This window comes from Stutzerimonas kirkiae, assembly GCF_004327335.1.
In the GTDB taxonomy this organism is placed as follows: domain Bacteria; phylum Pseudomonadota; class Gammaproteobacteria; order Pseudomonadales; family Pseudomonadaceae; genus Stutzerimonas; species Stutzerimonas kirkiae.
Window position 1 is genome coordinate 44,458 of sequence record NZ_QJUO01000011.1, and the last position, 19,623, is coordinate 64,080.

Annotated in this window: 8 protein-coding genes and 3 tRNA genes; 6 read left to right on the plus strand and 5 right to left on the minus strand. The window is 64.6% G+C overall.

Annotation, left to right across the window (positions count from 1 at the left end):
* Window positions 1-18: 18 nt before the first annotated feature.
* The 6 genes from DNJ95_RS08195 to DNJ95_RS08220 all read left to right on the plus strand — a co-directional run bounded on the left by DNJ95_RS08195 (window position 19) and on the right by DNJ95_RS08220 (window position 16,461).
* Window positions 19-9,609 carry a beta-propeller fold lactonase family protein gene (locus DNJ95_RS08195; protein ID WP_131184234.1) on the plus strand — a complete coding sequence of 3,197 codons (9,591 nt, stop codon included), beginning with the start codon at window positions 19-21 and terminating at the stop codon, window positions 9,607-9,609.
* Window positions 9,610-9,632: 23 nt separating this feature from the next.
* Window positions 9,633-11,327: a TolC family protein gene (locus DNJ95_RS08200; RefSeq protein WP_131184235.1), complete on the plus strand. Its 1,695-nt coding sequence runs from the start codon at window positions 9,633-9,635 to the stop codon at window positions 11,325-11,327.
* A complete protein-coding gene (locus tag DNJ95_RS08205) occupies window positions 11,317-12,084 on the plus strand; it encodes an efflux RND transporter periplasmic adaptor subunit (protein WP_131184236.1) in 768 nt (255 codons plus the stop codon). Before DNJ95_RS08200 ends, DNJ95_RS08205 begins: the two co-directional genes overlap by 11 nt.
* The gene (locus DNJ95_RS08210) at window positions 12,081-13,457 is read left to right on the plus strand and encodes an efflux RND transporter periplasmic adaptor subunit (protein WP_207388739.1); all 1,377 of its coding nucleotides are present in this window, start codon (window positions 12,081-12,083) and stop codon (window positions 13,455-13,457) included. The genes DNJ95_RS08205 and DNJ95_RS08210 overlap by 4 nt, the downstream gene beginning before the upstream one ends.
* A 92-nt stretch (window positions 13,458-13,549) precedes the next feature.
* Window positions 13,550-15,697 carry an HlyD family efflux transporter periplasmic adaptor subunit gene (locus DNJ95_RS08215; protein WP_131184237.1) on the plus strand — a complete coding sequence of 716 codons (2,148 nt, stop codon included), beginning with the start codon at window positions 13,550-13,552 and terminating at the stop codon, window positions 15,695-15,697.
* 173 nt (window positions 15,698-15,870) lie between these two features.
* Complete coding sequence (locus tag DNJ95_RS08220) at window positions 15,871-16,461, plus strand: biliverdin-producing heme oxygenase (protein ID WP_131184238.1); 591 nt, start codon at window positions 15,871-15,873, stop codon at window positions 16,459-16,461.
* A gap of 208 nt (window positions 16,462-16,669) precedes the next feature.
* Here the strand turns inward: DNJ95_RS08220 and mgtE are convergent, their stop codons facing one another.
* The 5 genes from mgtE to csrA form a co-directional block, all read right to left on the minus strand.
* Window positions 16,670-18,112, minus strand: a complete 1,443-nt coding sequence (gene mgtE / locus DNJ95_RS08225) for a magnesium transporter (protein WP_131184239.1) — start codon at window positions 18,110-18,112, stop codon at window positions 16,670-16,672.
* A gap of 789 nt (window positions 18,113-18,901) precedes the next feature.
* Window positions 18,902-18,978: transfer RNA gene (locus tag DNJ95_RS08230), tRNA-Arg, on the minus strand.
* 71 nt (window positions 18,979-19,049) lie between these two features.
* Window positions 19,050-19,126 (minus strand) — tRNA-Arg (locus tag DNJ95_RS08235).
* Window positions 19,127-19,232: 106 nt separating this feature from the next.
* Window positions 19,233-19,323 (minus strand) — tRNA-Ser (locus DNJ95_RS08240).
* A 62-nt stretch (window positions 19,324-19,385) separates the two neighbouring features.
* On the minus strand, window positions 19,386-19,571 hold the full coding sequence (gene csrA, locus DNJ95_RS08245; protein ID WP_069899380.1) for a carbon storage regulator CsrA: 186 nt from the start codon (window positions 19,569-19,571) through the stop codon (window positions 19,386-19,388).
* Window positions 19,572-19,623 lie beyond the last annotated feature (52 nt).

Here is a 19,623-nt window from a genome sequence, read left to right on the forward strand (position 1 = left end):
CTCCGACAGGACTTCGACATGACCACCATCCCGAACGCCCGCAAACGCACGAAACGCACCAGCCTGGCACTGGCCCTGGAGCCGCGCATCCTGCTCGATGCTGCCGCAGTGTCCACTGCTGCCGATGTGGCGGCACAGGTGGGCGCCACCGAGACGACACCCGGAGTCGAAGCGACCCCGACCAACAGCACCGTCACCGTTACCGACAGCACCGATGCATTTCCGGTGGAGATCGATCTTTTCCAGGCGGTCGATATCACCCTCGATAACGGCGGGGAACTGATCCAGGAACTGGTCATCACGGTGAACAGCAGCGGCGCCAACCAGGCACTGGTGGTCGACGGCCAGCAACTCACGCTGGACATCGGGGCCACCGGGTTCACCGATGCAAACGGCTACGGCTACACGGTCAGCGTCGGTGCCTCCACGACCACCATCACCCTCAACTTCGAGGCGGACGAGGGCATTGACGCAGCAGCGGCGACACAACTGATCGATGACCTGAAATACCAAGTACTGGACAAATCACTTGAAAGCGGGACCGTCGAGGTGACCCTGTCCAGCCTTGAAGACACCGGAGGCCAGAAAATCGCCCCGGAAGCTTCCGCCACCATCAGCATCGACAACCAGATCAATGTCGCGCCGGTGCTGGAGAACGACGGCGGGCTGGAAGCCCGGGAAACCTTCACGCCCGATGAACTGGGTATCGGCAATGGCACCGAGGTGGCCTATTCCGCCGACGGCCAGTATGCCTACGTGGCCGGCAGCGGCGGCATCCAGGTGTTCGCCGTCGACGACGCGGGTGCCTTGAGCGCATTGCAGACGCTTACCCATACCGATTTGAGTGCCATCAGCAATATGGTGGTGAGCCCGGACGGTAAATCGCTTTACACGATTTCCAGCAGTGGCAGGCTGGTTCAGTTGAGCATCAACGACGGCGTACTGAGCTATACCGCAACGATCACCTTGAACGAGGGCGCAAGCAGCGGCAGCGGCGGGTTGGCGATTTCGGATGATGGCACGCAGGTCTACGTGGACACCTCCAGCAACTACAACAGAGAGATCCATGTCTACAACCGCGATACCGAAACGGGCGCATTGAGCCAATTGCAGACACTGGATGCGCATCGCAACGGCGTCATCGCTACGTCCGGCGATTTCGTCTACGTCATGCACAGTGCTGCCGTGAGTTGGCAGTCTCATGAATTGAAGGTCTACCAGCGCGGCGATGATGGTCGATTGACCCTGGTGGCCAGTACCACAACCAGTCAGACAGGGTCTGACGCCGTCGCCTATGCCATGGAAACGTCAGCCGACGGCCAATACCTGTACGTGGGAGATCCCTCCTCCGGCACCCTCTCCGTCTACCACTTGAGCGATGGCCAACTGACTCAGGTTGATTCGGCATCGCTCAGCGGCGTCCGCGATCTGGCATTGAACGCCGAGGGTGACCGGCTATATGCGACAACCTCCAGCGGCACGATCAATGTGTATACGGTTGTGGCCAATGGCTCGATCAGCCTGGTCAGTACCATCGCCGGCAATACCAGCGGCAGCGACATCGCCGTCTCCATCAATGGTTCATTGTTAGTGGCAGGCGGCAACCTCACCCGCTACACCGATGTTCAGACCCTCAACCTTGGCGAGCCCACCGCGTTCGCCGACGGGCTGACGCTCAAGGACGGCAACTATGACGCGCTCGATGGCGGCACCGGCAACTACAAGGGTGCCAGCCTCACCGTCAGTGCCGACGTCGCGGGCGGAACCTTCGGCTTCGCCGTCGGCAACAATCTCGCCCTGTCCGGCAACTCCATCACCCTGAACAACGCGGCCATCGCCAGTTTCACCGTCGATACCGACGGCAGGCTGACCGTCGCCTTCACCGCCGACACCAGCAAGGCGGTCGCCAACCAGGTACTGCGCCAGCTCACCTATACCAGTGCCGCAGGCACCGTCGCGGGCAGTCTGGTCACGCTCACGCTACAAGGCAGCGACGGCGCGCTCGCCAGCAACAGCGTGACGCTGCTGCTGCGCGCCAACGAAGCGCCGCAGGTGAATTCCGCCGCTTCCACCGACGTGGGCAAGGCCACCAGCGAGACAGCCTATACCTATGTCCTGCCCGCCAATCTGTTCACGGATGCCGGCAACGACAAGCTGACCTGGGAAGTCACAGACCTGCCCGCAGGGCTGACCTTCGATGCGGCCACCCGCACCATTTCCGGCACGACCACCGAAACCGGCACCTTCACGCTGACGGTCAAGGTGACGGATACCTCTGGCCTCAGCGCCGAGCGCGAAATGGATCTTGTGGTCGAACAGATCGCCAACCGTGCCCCCGAGGTCAGCGCGAACGCGCCTGGCACTCTGGAATCCATCGTCATCGGCACCGAGGGCTACGGCGTGACGCTGGACGCCGGCCTGTTCAGCGATGCCGACGCCATCTATGACGACAGCACCCTGACCTGGAGCGTGAGCGGACTGCCAGCCGGCCTGAGCTTCGATCCCGCCACGCGCACCCTGAGCGGCACGCCGAGCACTGTGGGTGACTACAGCATCACCGTGACCGTGACCGACGAGCATGGCGCCAGTGCCGAACATACCCTGATGCTGCGGGTGATCAGCCAGGCTGAAGCGGATAACAGTGCACCGGTGTTGAGCACGGACGACATCAACCTGACCTATACCTCCGAGGGCGACCTCACTGGCTTCAATCAGAACGTCTACAGCCTGGAACTATCATCCGATGACAGTACCCTACTGATCGTAGGCAATGACTCAGGCGGACACGCTGTGACGCCTGGCGGCAACAGCACGCTGTACGTCTACAGCCGCGACAGCGAAGGCAACCTGACACTGGTGCAGAAGTTCGTGCAAGGCACGAGCAATGACGGCGACGACAGTAACGGCATCGAAATCGACGGTCTGGACAGCGCCTCCTCGGCGGTGTATTCCGCCGACGGCCAGTACGTGTACCTGGTGGGCAAGAACAGTTCAGGCACCTACACCGTCACGACGCTGCAAGTGGGCGCGGACGGCACCCTCGCTGCCACCGGCCTGAGCGTCGAGATCGCCGATTCGTCCACCGTCCGGCAGATGGTGGTGTCGGACGACGGCAAGGCGCTCTACGTCGTGTCCAACAGTTTTCTCTACGCTTATTCCACCGCCGATGACGGCTCGCTGAACCTGCTCGACAGCTACACCGACGGTATCGACACCTCCAATGCGCTGGCCATTGCCAATGGCGTGGTCTACGTGACCGGCAGCTCCCGGGTCGCCATTTACACCGTCAATGACGACGGCAGCCTGGCCCATGCCACCACCTGGTCTGGCGGCAGTACCTTCATGCGCAGCATTGCCGCCACCGACAGCGGCTACGTCTATGTGTCACGCGGCACGAGCGGCATTCAGGTGCTGCACTACGACAAGGATAGCAATACCGTTACCAGCGCCACCACCTACAATCCCGGACAGACCTGGGGCCTGGCGCTCTCATCCGACGGCTCCGCGCTCTATGCAGGCCTCAACGGCGGCAACGTCCTCATTTTCAGCGTCAACGCCGATGGCACGCTAACTCAATCCAGTACTCTGGGTACCAGCGGCGCACAGGGCTTGCGCTACGCCATGTCCTCGGATGGCTCTTCCATCTACTACGGCAGTTTCTGGAACGGAAAGGGCCTGGGCCAGATCAGCACTTCGGTGGTCGTCGCCTACACCGAAGGCACCATCCTCACCCTCGCCGCCGATCTGACCCTCTCCGACGCCGAATTCGACGCCCTGGCCGACGGCACCGGCGACTACAACGGTGCCAGCATCACGCTGCAACGTGAAGGCAACGCCAACGCTGACGATAATTTTGGCCTCATCGAAGAAAACGGCCTGACCCTGGTAGATGATGAAATCCTGCTCGACGGCGAGAAGATCGCCGACTTTGCCAACGCGGACGGCACGCTGACCATCCTCTTCACCGCCGAGGTGAGCACAGCCACCGCCAACGCGGTGCTGCGGCAGATCAGCTACACCTACCAGGGCGGGGACCCCGGCACCAGCATCCGCCTGACGCTCGGCGTGAAAGACCAGTACACCAGCGGCACCGACAGCATCACCCTGGCGCTGGCCGTCACCGAAGTGAACGACGCCCCGCTGGTGAACGCCACGCCGGCCAGCACCAAGCAGGACGCGGGCAGGGCCGCCGCCGATCTGTTCAGCGATGTCGAGGTGTCCGCCGTGGAAAGCGTGCAGGCCATCACCAGCCTGACGCTCACCGTTTCCGGCCTGCTGGATGGTGCAAGCGAAACGCTGCGCATCGACGGCAGCACCGTCGCGCTGGTGGCAGGCAGCGGTACGACCACCAATGGCCATGCCTGGAGCGTCGCCATTGATGCCGACAGCGGCGTCGCCACCGTCACGATCACCAGCAGCGCGGGCATGAGCGGCGAGGCCGCCACCGCGCTAATCGACGGCCTGGCCTATGCCAACACCGACAGGGCCACCGGCACGGTCGGCGAGCGCGTCGTCACCCTGGTCGAAATCCAGGACAACGGCGGCACGGACAATGGCGGCGTGGATACGGCCGAGCTGTCCATCGCGGCCACGGTGCTGGTCGAGGTGGGGCAGAGCCCCACGCTCGGTGCCGAGACCGGCACGCTCGACTATGCGGACCTGATTTCTTCCGACGACTGGCCCAGCCCGTACGAAGGCATCCAGGATGTCGCCAGTGTGGGCGATCTGGTCTATGTGGTGCGCACGGCGGAAGTGTGGAGTTCAGAAGCCATTGCGTACATCAATATCAGCACGCTGTATGTCCTGCAGCGCGGCGGCGACGGCGCGCTTACGCTGCTGCAGAGCATCGCCAGTACGGACGTGGACGCGCTGACCGGCGCGGCGCAAATCCAGCTATCGGCCGATGGCGGCACGGTCTACGTGATCGGCGGCGAGAGCGTGGCCCTGTTCGCGGTCGATGCGGGCAACGGCGAGCTGGAATCGCTGGGCAGCTTCGGCGCCGATCTGGTGAGCGAGCACGGCTTGATCAGCGACGTGCTGGCCGATGGCGATCTCGTCTATGTCACGGCGGGCTCCAGCCTGACCGTTTTCGAGCGCAGCGGCGACACACTGACGCAGAAGAACAGCTACACGACTTCCAGCGAAGAGGCGCAGTTCAGTGCGCTGCAACTCTCCGCAGATGGTCAGTACCTGTTCGTCGGCACCTCCGGCGGCGGCACGCTGGCCAGCGTGTATCGGCTGGCCAGCGACGGCAGCCTGACCTTCGTGATGGCGGCGCAGGGCACGGACCCGGCGGCGGAGGAACAGTACTACTACACTTCGGCGCTGACGCTTTCGCCCGACGGCACGACGCTCTACGCCATCGACTACGACGGCAGCGCCTACCGCCTGTACACCCTCTCGGTGGACGCCGAGGGGAATCTGGGCGCCGTGGCCACCAGCGAACTGGACGAAACCGCCAAGCGCATCATCGTCTCTGACGACGGCGCGGCACTGTTCGTTATAGGCGAAGAGAGTATCGGCATCTATACGCGTGCCGCCGACGGTACGCCTACCCTGGCGCAAACGCTGGAGGGCGCCGGCGGCAAGGACTTCGGCGAATTGCGTGGCGCCGCGCTCAGCGCCGACGGCACCCAGCTCTATGTGGCCGGCACCTTCTCCTGGGACGACGGCCTGCTGGTGCTCGACCTGAAGGCGGCGAGCGCCATCCATACCGAAGACGGCGACGCGGTCGCCCTGCTGCCCGGCGGCACGCTGAGCGATCCGCAACTGGACGCCCTGGACGATGGCGCGGGCAACTACCAGGGCGCCAGCATCGTCGTGAGCCGGACGGACGACGGCAGCGGCGAGCATGACGTTTTCGGCTTCAGCGGCGGCGACGGCCTGACCTTCGATAACGGCAACATCAAACTCGACGGCGCGACCATCGCCTCGGTGATCGACACCGGTTCGTCGTTCATCGTCACCTTCACCGCTGCCGTCAGCCGCGCCGACGCACAGAACGTGCTGCGTCACATCACCTACAGCAATACCAGCGACGATCCAACACAGCACGGCAGCCAGGCCACCTTCTCCATCAAGCTCAACGACGGCACCGGCTACAGCGACGAACTGAGCGCCAATGTCACGCTCGAAGGCGTCAACGACCCGCCCGTGATCGAAACCGATGCGCTGGCACCCACCTACAACGCCGAGGGCGAGCGGGTCAGTCTGTTCGAGAACACCGTCATCGACACGGTGGAGACCGGCCAGCAGATCTGGCAGGTGGTCGTCACGCTGGAGCCTGCCGATGCCGGCGACGTGCTGGGCGTGGATGGCGGCAAGATCCTGCTCGACGCGGCCACCAGCGGCACACAGAGCACCGGTACAGGCCTGTCCTACTACGTACAGATCCAGGACGGCAAGACCATCGTCACCCTGTACCTGATGAGCACCCCCGAGCGCGCGGCCGGGGTCATCGACAGCCTGACCTATGGCAACACTGGCAGCGACCTGAGCGGCACCCGCAGTATCAGCCTGAGCGTCAAAGAGTACGCGGATGGCGGCAACGACACGACGGTGGTCGACGCAACGGCAGTCGTCACCCTGGCGAACGCCACCGCCGAAAACACCGCCCCGAGCCTGGGCGGCGGTGCCACGGCAGATTACACCGAGCAGGCCGATCCCGTGGCCATCGCCCCGGGCGCCACGCTGTCCGACACGCAGATGGATGCCTTCAACGGCGGCAGCGGCAACTACGACGGCGCGGTATTGACCGTCGCCCTCGGCGAAGGCAGCAGCACGGCGGACGTGCTGGGTTTCGCGGCCGGCAACGGCCTGACGCTGGAAAACGGCAGCCTGAAGAAGGACGGCGTGACCATCGGCAGCGTGACCAGCGCGGATGGTGTGCTGAGCATCACCTTCACCGACGCGAACGGTGCCATTCCCACCACAGCGGACGTGCAGAACGCGTTGCGCCAGATCACCTACGCCAACGGCAGCGATACGCCGGCGGCCAGCGTGGCCGTCAGCGTCAGCCTGGCCGACCAACGCGGCCTGGACTCGGCGGCGCTGGACTTGGCCATCGCCATCACCGCCGTCAACGACGTGCCGACCGTCGAAGCCGACCCGGTGCTCTCGCTCGGCGAGCTGGAGCACCTGCAGGCGTTCACCGGCATCGCCGGACTGGGCACCCTGTCCTCCAGCATCGTCTCCAGCGACGGTACCCGCGTGTACCTCGCCGACGAGCAGGGTGCTATCGCCCTGTTCAGCCGCGACGTGGACAGCGGCGAATTGAACTACGTCAGCACCTTCGAGGCCGTGGACGGGCTGGCCGGCATCAGTCAGTTGCTACTCTCCGCCGACGGTACGAGCCTCTACGCCCTGCGCGCGGACGGCGACGCCATCGCCTGGTTCAACGCAGATGCCACGGGCGCACTCACGCACCAGGCCACGATCGTCAGCGACTACAGCGTGGATGGCGGTAACCTCAATAGCATCCAGGGTATCGCCCTGTCGGAAGACGGCGAAAACCTCTACCTCATCAACAGCTATTACGATCAGTTGGCTTGGTTGAGCCGCGATACCGCGACGGGCGAACTGACCTACGTCGAAGCGCTTGGCGGCAGCATGTGGAGCGAGCCCTATCTGTGGGCGCCGACCGACATCGTCAGCCAGGGTAGCCTGGTGTATGTCGTCACCAATGCCAGCGATGGTTCCTCGCTGATCGTCTATCAGCGCGATGCCAACGGCGCACTCGATCTGCTGGGCTACACCCAGAACGGCAGCGACTCGCTGACAGGCCTCCAACACGTCGCAGTCAGCGCCGACGGCGGCACGATCTTCGTCGCCAACGACAGCCAGATCGATGCCTTCAGCCTGGATGCGTCCACCGGCACGCTGACCCACCTGGGGTCGATCACCGGCGAATCCATCGGCGATATCGCCATCTCCGCCGACGGCAAGGCGCTGTTCGTGACGCTGGCCGACGGCACACTGAACTACTACGCCACCGCCACCCTGGCGCGAGTCTCGTCACAGAGCGGCCTGGACGGCGCGGGGCAGATATCCGTGTCGGCGGATGGCGGCGTGATCGTCGTCGGCGATGCGCTGGAGGTGCTGAACGCGCCGCCAGCCGCGGCCCCCAGCGCCGTGATCGGCGGCGATCCGGTGCTGCTGGCGCCGACCCTGACGCTTGGCGATGCCGAGCTGGATACCGCCGACAACTATCAGGGCGCCAGCGTCACCTTCGGCGGCCAGGCCAGCGACGTCTTCGGCTTCCAGGCCGGCAACGGCTACACCCTGGACGGCGACACCATCAGCCTGGACGGCACGGCAGTGGCGACACTGACACAAACCGGCGGCAGCGCCACGCTGAGCTTCATCGCCGCCCTGACCAAGGAACAGGCCAACGCCATCCTGCGTCAGGTCACCTATGCCAGTACCTCCGGGGAAGCAGGTACACGTATCATCGTTCTGGCCCTGAACGACGGCACGTCGGACAGCGCGACATTCGAAATACAGGTTTCCCTGTCATCCGCCGATAACCAGGCACCGGTCGCCGGCAACGACAGCTACGACCTCGCCGCCGCCACGGCGGGCACTGACTACAGCGTCACCCTTCCGGAAACGCTGTTCAGCGATGCCGACGGCGACGTGCTGAGCTGGAGCGTCAGCGGCCTGCCCAGCGGCCTGAGCTTCGACGCAAGCACACGGACGATCTCCGGCAGTGTCGCCACGCCCGGCAGCCATACCTTGACCGTCAGCGTGAGCGACACCAGCAACGCCACCGCCTCGCGTACGCTGACTCTGATCGTGACCAGCGCGGGCACAGCCACCGGCCCAGGCGACACAGTCCCCTCCGGCGACCCGACGTTGCCAGAACTGAACACCGGTATGCCACCGGCAACAGGGGTACCGAACATTGTTCACTTCGATGCCCCGCCCCTGAACCGCTCCCCCTTCGAACTCCCAGACGGTCGTGGCTTGCTGGAGAGCGCACAGCCTGCCGCTTCCACGACAGCGCAGCCTGCCAGTGCACCTGTGGTACGGGTTCAGGCGAATGGCAGTGGCTTCGATGGCAAGACCTCGATTGCCCAGCAACTGACCAATGCCGACCAAGTGCTGCGGGACACCTCCGAGGCGGCGCTCGATGGCAACTTCGAGCTCGATGGCTCCACCCTGCGCGCCAGCGTGAACCTGACAACAGTCAGCGAACGCAGCATCACCCTGCGCCTGCCCACGGAACTGCGCGACACGGCGCAGCGCATCACCCTGGCCAATGGCATGCGCCTGCCCAGCGGGGCCTTCGCCTTCGATGCCCGCACCGGCGAGTTGCGCATCGATCGTGCCTGGCTCGCACGCCATGGCGACGTACGCCTGACCCTGGTCAGCCGCGACGCCGATGGCAACGAGCGGAGAACCCCAGTGGTGATCCAGGTCACGGATGAGTCGGGCAGCGCCAGCCGCGAGCCGGCGAGCCGGCCTGCGGTCGAGACGGTCGAGAGCCTGCCGCAACAGTTGCACCAGGCAACCTCCGGCGCCCTGCTCAGCGAGGCCCTGGAACTGCTCGACCAACTGAGCGAGCTGAACGACGAACCGGTTATCCAGACAACCCGACACACTGCCTGAACACTTTCAAGGACCATCAGAAAATGACCCGCAACCCTTTCAAACCGACCTCCCTGCGCCTGGCCATCGCCTGCGCCGCCCTGGGCCTTTCCGCCTGCGCCGTCACCCCGGAGGCGCTGACGCCGGAGCAGCAACTGGCCGAAGCCAATGAAGACCGCCGCAGCATGTTCGAATCCCAGGAGCCGGTGACCGGCGCCATCAGCCTGGAAGAGGCCATGGCGCGCGCGGTCAAGTACAACCTGCAACAGCGCCTGGGGCTGATGCAGCGCGCCCTGGAAGACAATACCCTGAGCGTCAGCAACCTCAACCTGCTGCCGCAACTGGCCGCCAGCGCCGGCTGGAAGGGCCGCGACAACGTCGCCGGCTCGTCCAGCGAATCGGTCACCACCGGCCAGGAGTCGCTGGAACCCTCCACCAGCAGCGACCGCTCCAGCCGCGACGCCAACCTGCGCCTGTCGTGGAACGTGCTCGACTTCGGCGTCAGCTATTTCAGCGCCAAGGCCCAGGCCAACAAGGTGCTGGCCGCCGAAGAGGCGCGCCGCAAGGTGGTCGCCGACATCATCCAGCAGGTCCGCGAGGCCTACTGGCAGGCGGCCAGTGCCGAACGCCTGCAACCGGAAGTGCAACGCGCCCTCGGCGATGCCCGCAATGCCCTGCAACAGGCCCGCCAGACCGAACAGCAACGCCTGATCGCGCCACTGGAGTCCCTGCGCTATCAGAAGGGACTGCTGGAGATGGTGCGCCAACTGGAAGTCGTGGAAGGCGAACTGGCAGTGGCCAAGTCGCGCCTGGCCAGCCTGATGAACCTGCCGCCAGCCAGCCAATACAGCCTGGTGCAGCCTGGCGAGTCCAGCTATACCCAGCCTGCCCTGGCCTACAACCTGGCCGACCTGGAAGCCACCTCGATGGTGCAGCGCCCGGAAATCCGCAGCGAAAGCTACCAGGCACGCAATGCCGTGCTGGAAACCCGCGCCGCGATGCTCAAGCTGCTGCCGGGGGCCAACCTGTTCGTCGGCGCCAACTACGACAGCAACAGCTACCTGGTCAACGACAACTGGGCCGACGCCGGCCTGCAGGTCAGTTGGAACCTGTTCAACGTGCTGGCCTATCCGGCCGTGAAGAGGAGCGGCGAAGCCCGCCTGCAAGTCGCCGAACTGCGCCGCCAGGCCATGCGCATGGCCGTCCTCACCCAGGTCAACGTGGCCTGGCGCGAATTCCAGCGCTCCAGCCAGGTGTTCGCCCGCTCCAATGAACTGCAGCAGGTACAACGCAATATCCTGCGCCAGAGCGAAAGCGCCTACGCCAGCCAGGCGCAGAGCCGGCTGGAGCGCGTACGCACGGCGACCGAGACGGTACTCGCCACCCGCACCCGCGACCGCGCCTTCGCCGAACTGCAGGTCGCCCATGGCGCCGTCTACCAGGCCGCTGGCCTCGACCCGTTGCCCGAGCGCATCGCCGGCCGCAGCATCGCCGAACTCAGCCGCAGCATCGCCAGTAACGCGGTACGCCTCGACCAGGGCCAGGGCGCGATACCGGCGGGCATCGCCGCCGCCCAGCAGGCGCCCTATGGCGTGGCCTCGAGCAGCGCGGCCGCAGGTACTCCACTGATCGCCCAGGCGCCAATGCAACGCCAGGTGCTGCGCCTGGATATGTGGGAAAGCCTCGGCTCGCTGCGTGGCGCCGAACTGGTGCCGGTGGAGCGAGTCAATGATCGCTGAGCGGCGCCACACCTACAGCTTCCGCTGTTCACTGCTGGCGGTGCTGATCGCCGCCAGCCTGCCGGACATGGCCCAGGCCGAGGAAACCGGCGAGCTGCGCGTGCAGCTCAGCCCGGTCCGCCAGACCGTACTGTCCAGCGAGATCAGCGGCAAGCTCACCGAGCTGCCGCTCAGGGAGGGCGAAACCTTCAAGCAGGGCCAGCGTCTGGCCGCCTTCGACTGCTCGGTGCAACGCGCCCAGTTGACCCGTAGCGAAGCCGTCCAGCGCGGCGCGCAGAAAAAGCTCGACGTGGCCAAGCGCCTCGACGCGCTGGGCTCTATCAGCCAGGCGGAAGTGGCCCAGACCCAGGCCGACCTGGCCGTGGCCCAGGCCGAAAGCGGCGTCAGCCGGGCCATGCTGAAACGCTGCACGCTCGATGCGCCCTTCGCCGGCCGGGTGTCGCAACGCATGGCCGAACGCTGGCAGCACGTCGCCGAGGGCACCGAACTGCTGGCGATCTACGACGACAGCGTCTATCAACTGGAGCTGATCGTACCTTCCGCCTGGCTCACCTGGCTGAAGGCCGGCCTGGACTTCGAAGTGGCCCTGGACGAAACCGGGCAGCGCTATGCCGCCCAGGTCGAACGCCTCGGCGCGGCCATCGACCCGTTGAGCCAGTCGCTCAAGGTGTTCGCGCGCATTACCGGCGATACGGCGGGATTGCTGCCGGGCATGAGTGGCGTGGCGTTGCTGCAAGCACCCGGAGAGGATTCGTGAGCGCCAATGTGCCCCCTCCGAATGTGACACCCCTGCGCGACCGGCGCAGCGAACGCATGGCGCTGCTGTTGCAACTGGAACGGCGCGCCCGCGCCCAGGAAGACCGGCTCGGCCTGGGCTTTCTGATGGTCAACGACAGCCGCCAGTTGCTCGACTACCGCGAAGCCCTGCTCTGGCGCGCCGACAGCGGGCGTATCGCGGCTTGCTCGGGGCTGGCCCAGGTGGAAGCCAATGCGCCCTTCATGCTCTATCTGGCCCGCATCTGCCAGGACTGGCGGCACCAGTCCTGGGCCGGCGAACTGCACGAACTGAGTGTGGCCGACGTGCCCCCCGCCCAGCAGCCGGAGTGGTCCGAATACCTGGCGCCACAGTTGCTCTGGGTTCCCCTGAAAAGCCGTAACGGCGAGTTGCTGGCCTGCCTGCTGTTCAGTTGCGAACAGCCATTGGCACGCCCGCAACGGGCCCTGCTGGAACTGTTGCAGGATGCCTATGCCCACGCCTGGGACAGCCTCTCGGGACGGCGCGCCAGCCCGGCGGCTGGCCTCGGCCCGCTACGCCGGCGCCCACGGAAATTGCTGTTGGCGGCAGTCGCGGCCCTCCTGCTGCTGGCCCTGTTGCCGGTGCGGCAGACGGTCCTGGCGCCCGCCGAAATCGTGCCGCGCGAGCCCGCCGTGCTGCGGGCGCCCTTGCAGGCGGTGGTCGAACGCATCCTGGTCCAGCCCAACCAGATGGTCACGGCGAACGAAGCGCTGGTGCAACTCGACCGCCGGGAACTGGAAAGCCGCCTGGAGTCGGCCCGCCAGAGCCTGGCCGCGGCCGAAGCGCAACTGCGCCAGACACGCCAGCAGGCCCTGTTCGACGAGCGTGCCAAGGCGGCCCTGGCGGAACTGAGCAGCCGCCGCGAACAGGCCCGTACCGATGTCGACTACCTGAGCGACAACCTCGAACGCACGCTGATCCTCGCGCCACGTGACGGTGTGGCGATCTTCGATGACCCCAGCGACTGGATTGGCCGGCCAGTAGCACTGGGCGAGCGCATCATGCAGGTCGCCGACCCACACGACGTTCGCCTGGAGATCGACCTGCCGGTGGGCGACGCCATCGAACTGGAAAACGGCAGCGACGTGCGCCTGTTCCTCAACAGCCAGCCCGGCAAGCCACTCACCGCGACACTGCAGCGCCAGGGTTACCGCGCCTCGCCAGCACTGGACGGCAGCATGGCCTATCGCCTGGTGGCGAACTTCACACAGGACCAACCGGGTTTGCGCGTCGGCCTCAAAGGCACGGCCAAGCTCTACGGCCAGCGCACCCTGCTGTTCAACTACCTGCTGCGCCGCCCGTTGGCGGCCCTGCGCGTGCACCTGGGCTGGTAGATGATTTCATTCATCGTGAGCGGTGCGCATGGCGCGCCCTACCGGTTCCGGGTGCGCCATGCGCACCGGCCGGCCCCAGGAAAACACCGGCCATGACCGCTCCCAGCGCACTCCCCGGCCAAGCGCGGCAACAACCGCTACCGAAGCTGCGCCGCACCCTGCGCCTGCATCCGGGCCCGCAGGCACGCGATGGCGCCCCAAGCTGGACGCTGGAAGACAGCGCCCGTGGCCGCTTCTACCGCATCGGCTGGGCCGAGGCGGAAATCCTCGCACGCTGGGAACTGGGCACGGCGCAGGCGGTGGCCAATGCGGTCAGCCAGGAAACCACCCTGGTTCTGGAGGAAGACGACGTATCCGGCTTCATCCAGTTCCTGACCACCATGCAACTGGTAGAAGTCAGCGGCGATGCGGCGCTGTCCGACCTGAAGCGCCGTACCAAGGCCGGCGGCAAAGGCGGTTGGGGCCGTTGGCTGCTGAACAACTACCTGTCGATCCGTATTCCCCTGCTGCGCCCGGACGCCTTCCTGTCCCGCACCTACCCCCGCGTGGCACCGCTGTTCAGCCGCGGCTTCGCCCTCGCCACCCTCTGCGCCGCCCTGCTCGGCCTGTTCCTCGCCGCCCGCCAGTGGGACGGCTTCGTGCACACCTTCCTGCACTTCTTCAGCCTGGAAGGCGCCCTGCTGGCGGCGCTGACCCTGAGCCTGACCAAGATCCTCCACGAGTTCGGCCATGCCTATACCTGCAAGCGCTATGGCTGCCGGGTGCCGACCATGGGCGTGGCCTTCCTGGTGTTATGGCCGGTGCTCTACACCGACGCCAGCGGCGCCTGGCGCCTGCCCCGGCGGCGCCAGCGACTGGCGATCGGCGCCGCCGGCATGGGCGTCGAGCTGTGCCTGGCGGCATGGGCGACCCTGGCCTGGAGTTTCCTGCCCGATGGCATGCTGCGCAGCGCCGCCTTCATGCTCGCCAGCACCACCTGGATCCTGACCCTGGCGGTCAACCTCAACCCGTTGATGCGTTTCGATGGTTATTTCCTATTCTCCGACCTGCTCGACGTACCCAACCTGCAGGAGCGCGCCTTCGAACTGGCACGCTGGCGCCTGCGCGAGACACTGTTCGGCTTCGGCGACGAGCCACCGGAATACTTCGACCCCTGGCTGCGGCGGACACTGCTGGGCTACGCCTTCGCCACCTGGATCTACCGCTTCTTCCTGTTCCTCGGTATCGCCCTGCTGGTCTATCACTTCGCCTTCAAGCTGCTCGGCCTGTTCCTGTTCGCCGTGGAGATCATCCATTTCATCCTGCGCCCGATCTACAACGAACTGCGTCACTGGCACTCCCGCCGTAAGGATTACCGTATGAATCGCAATACCCTGGTCACCCTCGGCCTGCTGCTCGCTGCCCTGCTGCTGGCGGCACTGCCCTGGCGCAGCCGCATCGAGGCGCCCGCCCTGCTACGCGCCGAACGACAGGCGATCCTGCTGGCACCGGCGGCAGCACGCCTGCAACGCATCGGCGCCGAAGCCGGGCAGGCGGTGCAGGCGGGACAATCGCTGTTCCAGTTGCAATCCCCCGATCTCGCCCACGAACTCGCCAGCCTGGAACATGAGATCGGCCTGCTGCGCACGCAGAGCAGCTTCCAGGTCCGCACCAGCGACGACAGTGCCCGCCAGGCGGTAGCGCGCAAGGAGCTGCAAGTGGCCCTGACACGCCATGCCGCGCTACTCGAACGGCTGAACCAATTGCAGGTCCGCGCCCCGTTCGACGGCACCCTCGCCGACCTGGCGCAACCCCTGGCAACCGGGGAATGGCTGCCAGCCGGAGAGTGGCTGGGCACGGTGACCGGCGATGGCGGCGAAGTGGTCGAGGCCTTTGTCGGCGAGAGCGATCGCGAACGGCTGCAGGCGGGCCTCGAAGCCTGGTTCATCCCCGAGGACCCGGGCCGGCCACGGCGGCGCCTGGTACTCGAAGATATCGCCCAGACGGCGATCCGCAAGCTCACCTCGGCCCCGGAACTGGCCTCGGTGCACCAGGGCGGCATTGCCAGCCAGCTCGACGAGCAACGGGTTCCGGTCCCGGAACAGGCGCTCTATCGCGTCCTGCTACGCCCGCTGGACGACCAGCCCTCCCAACCCCAAGCACTGCGCGGCACCGCCAGCCTCGAAGGCGACGCCCGCAGCCCTCTGTTGCAGGCGGGGCAGCAGATACTGGCGCTGTTGATCAGGGAGTCGGCGTTCTAGGCTTGAGGCTTGAGGCTTGAGGCTTCATCAGTATGCGGGGACTCGCCCAGGCCCCGTCGAGCCTTCTCTTCCAGTCGCTTTCGTTAAGCATTCTTAAGGGACCAAACATTGTCCACCGGCCAGGGTCTGACCATCATTCACCGCATCGTCTTTATCATTCAGGACTCCGACCGATGAACGCCATCGTCAAGAACGCCCCCCAGCTTCCCCTGACCAAACGCCTGAAATCCGGCACCAGCGGCGACCACGACAGCGTCGACAACCTGGTGATGGGGTCGCGCCCATTCGAAAGCCTGGAGCGCTATGGCTACTTCCTGCGCCTGCAACATCGCTTCCACGGCAGCATCAATGCCCTCTACCAGGATGCCGAACTCAATCGCCTGCTGCCGGGCCTGCATGAACTGCCACGGTTCGCGGCGGTGGAACAGGACCTGCGCGACATCGGCCAGGACGTGCCGACGGCCCCCGCCGCCATCACTCCCGCCACCCCCTATGCCGCCCTGGGCTGGTTGTACTGCAGCGAAGGCTCCAACCTGGGCGCCGCGTTCCTCTACAAGGAAACCCAGCAGATCGGCCTGGACGGCGAGCGGGGCGCTCGCCACCTGGCGGCCCATCCGGATGGCCGTGGCCTGCACTGGCGCCAGTTCACCACCCTGCTCGATGGCCTGGAACTGAACGAAGAACAGCGCCAGCAGGCGATCCAGGGCGCCAGCGATGCGTTCGCCTTCTACCGGCAGGCGCTGCGCGAGATATTCCCGCAGTAAGCACGCCTGCGCTCAACACAAAAGAAAGGGCTATGTCCCCGCTGGACTGTTGTACATCCAGTTGTCTTCGGGCACCGCACCGGCTGGCAGGGTGCGCCCTGCGCACCTCCGGCCAGCCAAAGCCGGTACGCGCGACGCACCCATAAACCAAAGAAAAGGCCCACGGATATCCATGGGCCTTTTCTTTTATTGCTGGTATTGCTGGCAGCTACAACAGGAAGATCGTCGCCAACCCGAGGAAGATGAAAAACCCTCCACTGTCGGTCATGGCAGTGATCATCACACTGGCGCCCATCGCCGGGTCGCGCCCCAGACGCGCCAGGGTCATGGGGATCAGCACCCCCATCAACGCCGCCAGCAACAGGTTCAGCGTCATGGCGGCGGTCATCACCACCCCCAGCGACCAACTGTCGTACAACCAGAAGGCCACGGCGCCGATCACCCCGCCCCAGACCAGGCCATTGAGCAGACCCACGCCCAGCTCCTTGCGCAACAAGCGCATGGTATTGCCAGTACTGACCTGGTCCAGCGCCATCGCCCGCACGATCATGGTGATGGTCTGGTTGCCCGAATTGCCGCCGATACCGGCGACGATCGGCATAAGCGCCGCCAGCGCCACCAGCTTCTCGATGGAACCGTCGAACAGGCCGATCACCCGCGAGGCGATGAACGCCGTCACCAGGTTGACCGCCAGCCAGGCCCAGCGGTTGCGCACCGACTTCCAGACCGAGGCGAAGATATCCTCCTCTTCGCGCAGACCGGCCATGCTGAGGACTTCGCTCTCGCTTTCCTCACGGATCAGGTCGACCATCTCGTCGATGGTCAGGCGCCCGATCAGCTTGCCGCTCTTGTCCACCACCGGCGAGGAAACCAGGTCATAACGTTCGAAGGCCTGGGCCGCGTCATAGGCATCCTCGTCCGGATGGAAGGTCACCGGGTCATCCGCCATGACCTCGGCAACCTGCTTGTCCGGATCGTTGACCAGCAGGCGCTTGATCGGCAGGACACCTTTGAGGACACCGTCGTAATCCACCACGAACAGCTTGTCGGTATGCCCCGGAAGCTCCTTCAGGCGGCGCAGGTAGCGCAACACCACTTCCAGGCTGACATCCTCGCGGATGGTGACCATTTCGAAGTCCATCAGCGCGCCGATCTGGTCTTCCTCATAGGACAGCGCCGAGCGAACCCGCTCGCGCTGCTGGGCGTCGAGGCTTTCCATCAATTCGTGCACGACATCCCTGGGCAGCTCGGGCGCCAGGTCGGCCAGCTCGTCGGCATCCATTTCCTTGGCCGCGGCCAGCAACTCCTGGTCGTCCATGTCGGCGATCAGGGTTTCCCGCACGGCATCGGATACTTCGAGCAGGATATCGCCATCGCGCTCGGCCTTGACCAGTTGCCAGACCGTCAGCCGGTCATCGAGGGGCAGCGCTTCGAGAATGTGGGCGACGTCGGCGGGGTGCAGCTCATCGAGCTTGCGCTGCAGTTCGGTCAGGTTCTGCCGATGCACAAGGCCTTCGACCAGGTCCTTGTTCTGGCCTTCCTGGCGATGCGCCAGGTCTTCGACCAGCTTGTGGCGCTGCAACAGTTCGACCACCTGTGCCAGGCGGTCCTGCAGGCTTTCTTGCGGTTTCTTGGTTTCTACTTCATTCATGACGCACTCCACCCCCAGCGGAGGAGCACGCCGGGGCAATCAATCGACTACAACCTGATTGGCAAAAGAGAAAATTGAGCGACTACTGGGTAAGTCCATGGGAAGGATTCCGAATGCCCTGAAGGGCGGACCGCGCGATTATAACACCTGAAACAGCACACTGCCGCAGCGAAATACAAGCAATACAAGCGCTTGCAACGGGCTCTCGCCCATTTCGATATACGCTGGACCCTAGTATGGACAGCGCCAGGTTACAGAAAGTCACTTAGCGGTGGTTTTGCCTTAGAGCCTGGCCTTTCAACCTGTTTATACGACTTGAAGGGGGATTCCGCTGCTGGCTGGGTCAAGCCTGTGGCCCGGCTGTGGCGCACTACGGCTCCCGTCTACCCTTGCCGGCTAATGTATGCACACATCTATGTCTTGCCCTGGCGTTCCCGCGTAGGCGGAAACCCAGGTGCCACAGTCATAGACTCACCCGCCCTTATCCCACGGACGCCGCCGAAAGTGGCTGTGCGGATGCCAGGAACGCCGATCCAGAGGGGCGAAGATGTGTGCATACAGCAGGGGTTGGCGGAGAGGGAGACATGCAGCCGCGTCTCTCCGCTATCCTCTCTGGCAAAGACGTTGAAACGCATGGTTCTTAGGGCCCGTTCACGATCCTGCGAACCGACGCAGATCAGGCACTCGACATCGCCACTGCAACCGAAGCTATCCACACGGAACTGGCCGTGGGGCTTTGCGAGATGCCGGAAACGAAAAAGGCCTGCATCGCTGCAGGCCTTTTCGAGATGGTGGACTCAGGAGGATTCGAACCTCCGACCGCTCGGTTCGTAGCCGAGTACTCTATCCAGCTGAGCTATGAGTCCAAAGGGTGTTTTTAGGCCAGATCACCACTGGCTACGATTTCAGCCGCCTTTCGGCGATTGCCATCATGAGATGGTGGACTCAGGAGGATTCGAACCTCCGACCGCTCGGTTCGTAGCCGAGTACTCTATCCAGCTGAGCTATGAGTCCACGAAGCGTTGCGCATTATAGTTTCAAAAATACCGTTATCAAGCTTTATTTCGTTCAATTACAACGAGTTGAGCTACCGATATTTTCTTCGCTACATTGCCTTAAATGGCGGAGAAGGGGGGATTCGAACCCCCGACACCCTTTTGAGGTGTACTCCCTTAGCAGGGGAGCGCCTTCGGCCACTCGGCCACCTCTCCGCAACACGGGGCGCATGATACCCGCCTTTACCCCGTTTGCAAAGCCAAAAATCGGATAAAAATTAATGGCTTGGTTCGTCATCCTTTTCTTTCTGGATGCGCTGGTAAATCTCTTCACGGTGTACGGCAACCTCTTTTGGCGCATTCACACCAATACGTACCTGGTTGCCTTTCACACCCAGCACAGTGACGGTTACCTCGTCACCCACCATCAAGGTCTCCCCGACCCGGCGAGTCAGAATCAGCATTCCTTTCTCCTTAAAACGGATTCAGTCAGAAAATAGTCTGCAAGATAAAACG

Coding starts and splice junctions, on each gene's coding strand:
- DNJ95_RS08205 (WP_131184236.1), top strand. CDS start 11,317: ATGATCGCTGAGCGGCGCCACACCTACAGCTTCCGCTGTTCACTGCTG.
- DNJ95_RS08200 (WP_131184235.1), top strand. CDS start 9,633: ATGACCCGCAACCCTTTCAAACCGACCTCCCTGCGCCTGGCCATCGCC.
- DNJ95_RS08220 (WP_131184238.1), top strand. CDS start 15,871: ATGAACGCCATCGTCAAGAACGCCCCCCAGCTTCCCCTGACCAAACGC.
- csrA (WP_069899380.1), bottom strand. CDS start 19,571: ATGCTGATTCTGACTCGCCGGGTCGGGGAGACCTTGATGGTGGGTGAC.
- mgtE (WP_131184239.1), bottom strand. CDS start 18,112: ATGAATGAAGTAGAAACCAAGAAACCGCAAGAAAGCCTGCAGGACCGC.
- DNJ95_RS08215 (WP_131184237.1), top strand. CDS start 13,550: ATGACCGCTCCCAGCGCACTCCCCGGCCAAGCGCGGCAACAACCGCTA.
- DNJ95_RS08195 (WP_131184234.1), top strand. CDS start 19: ATGACCACCATCCCGAACGCCCGCAAACGCACGAAACGCACCAGCCTG.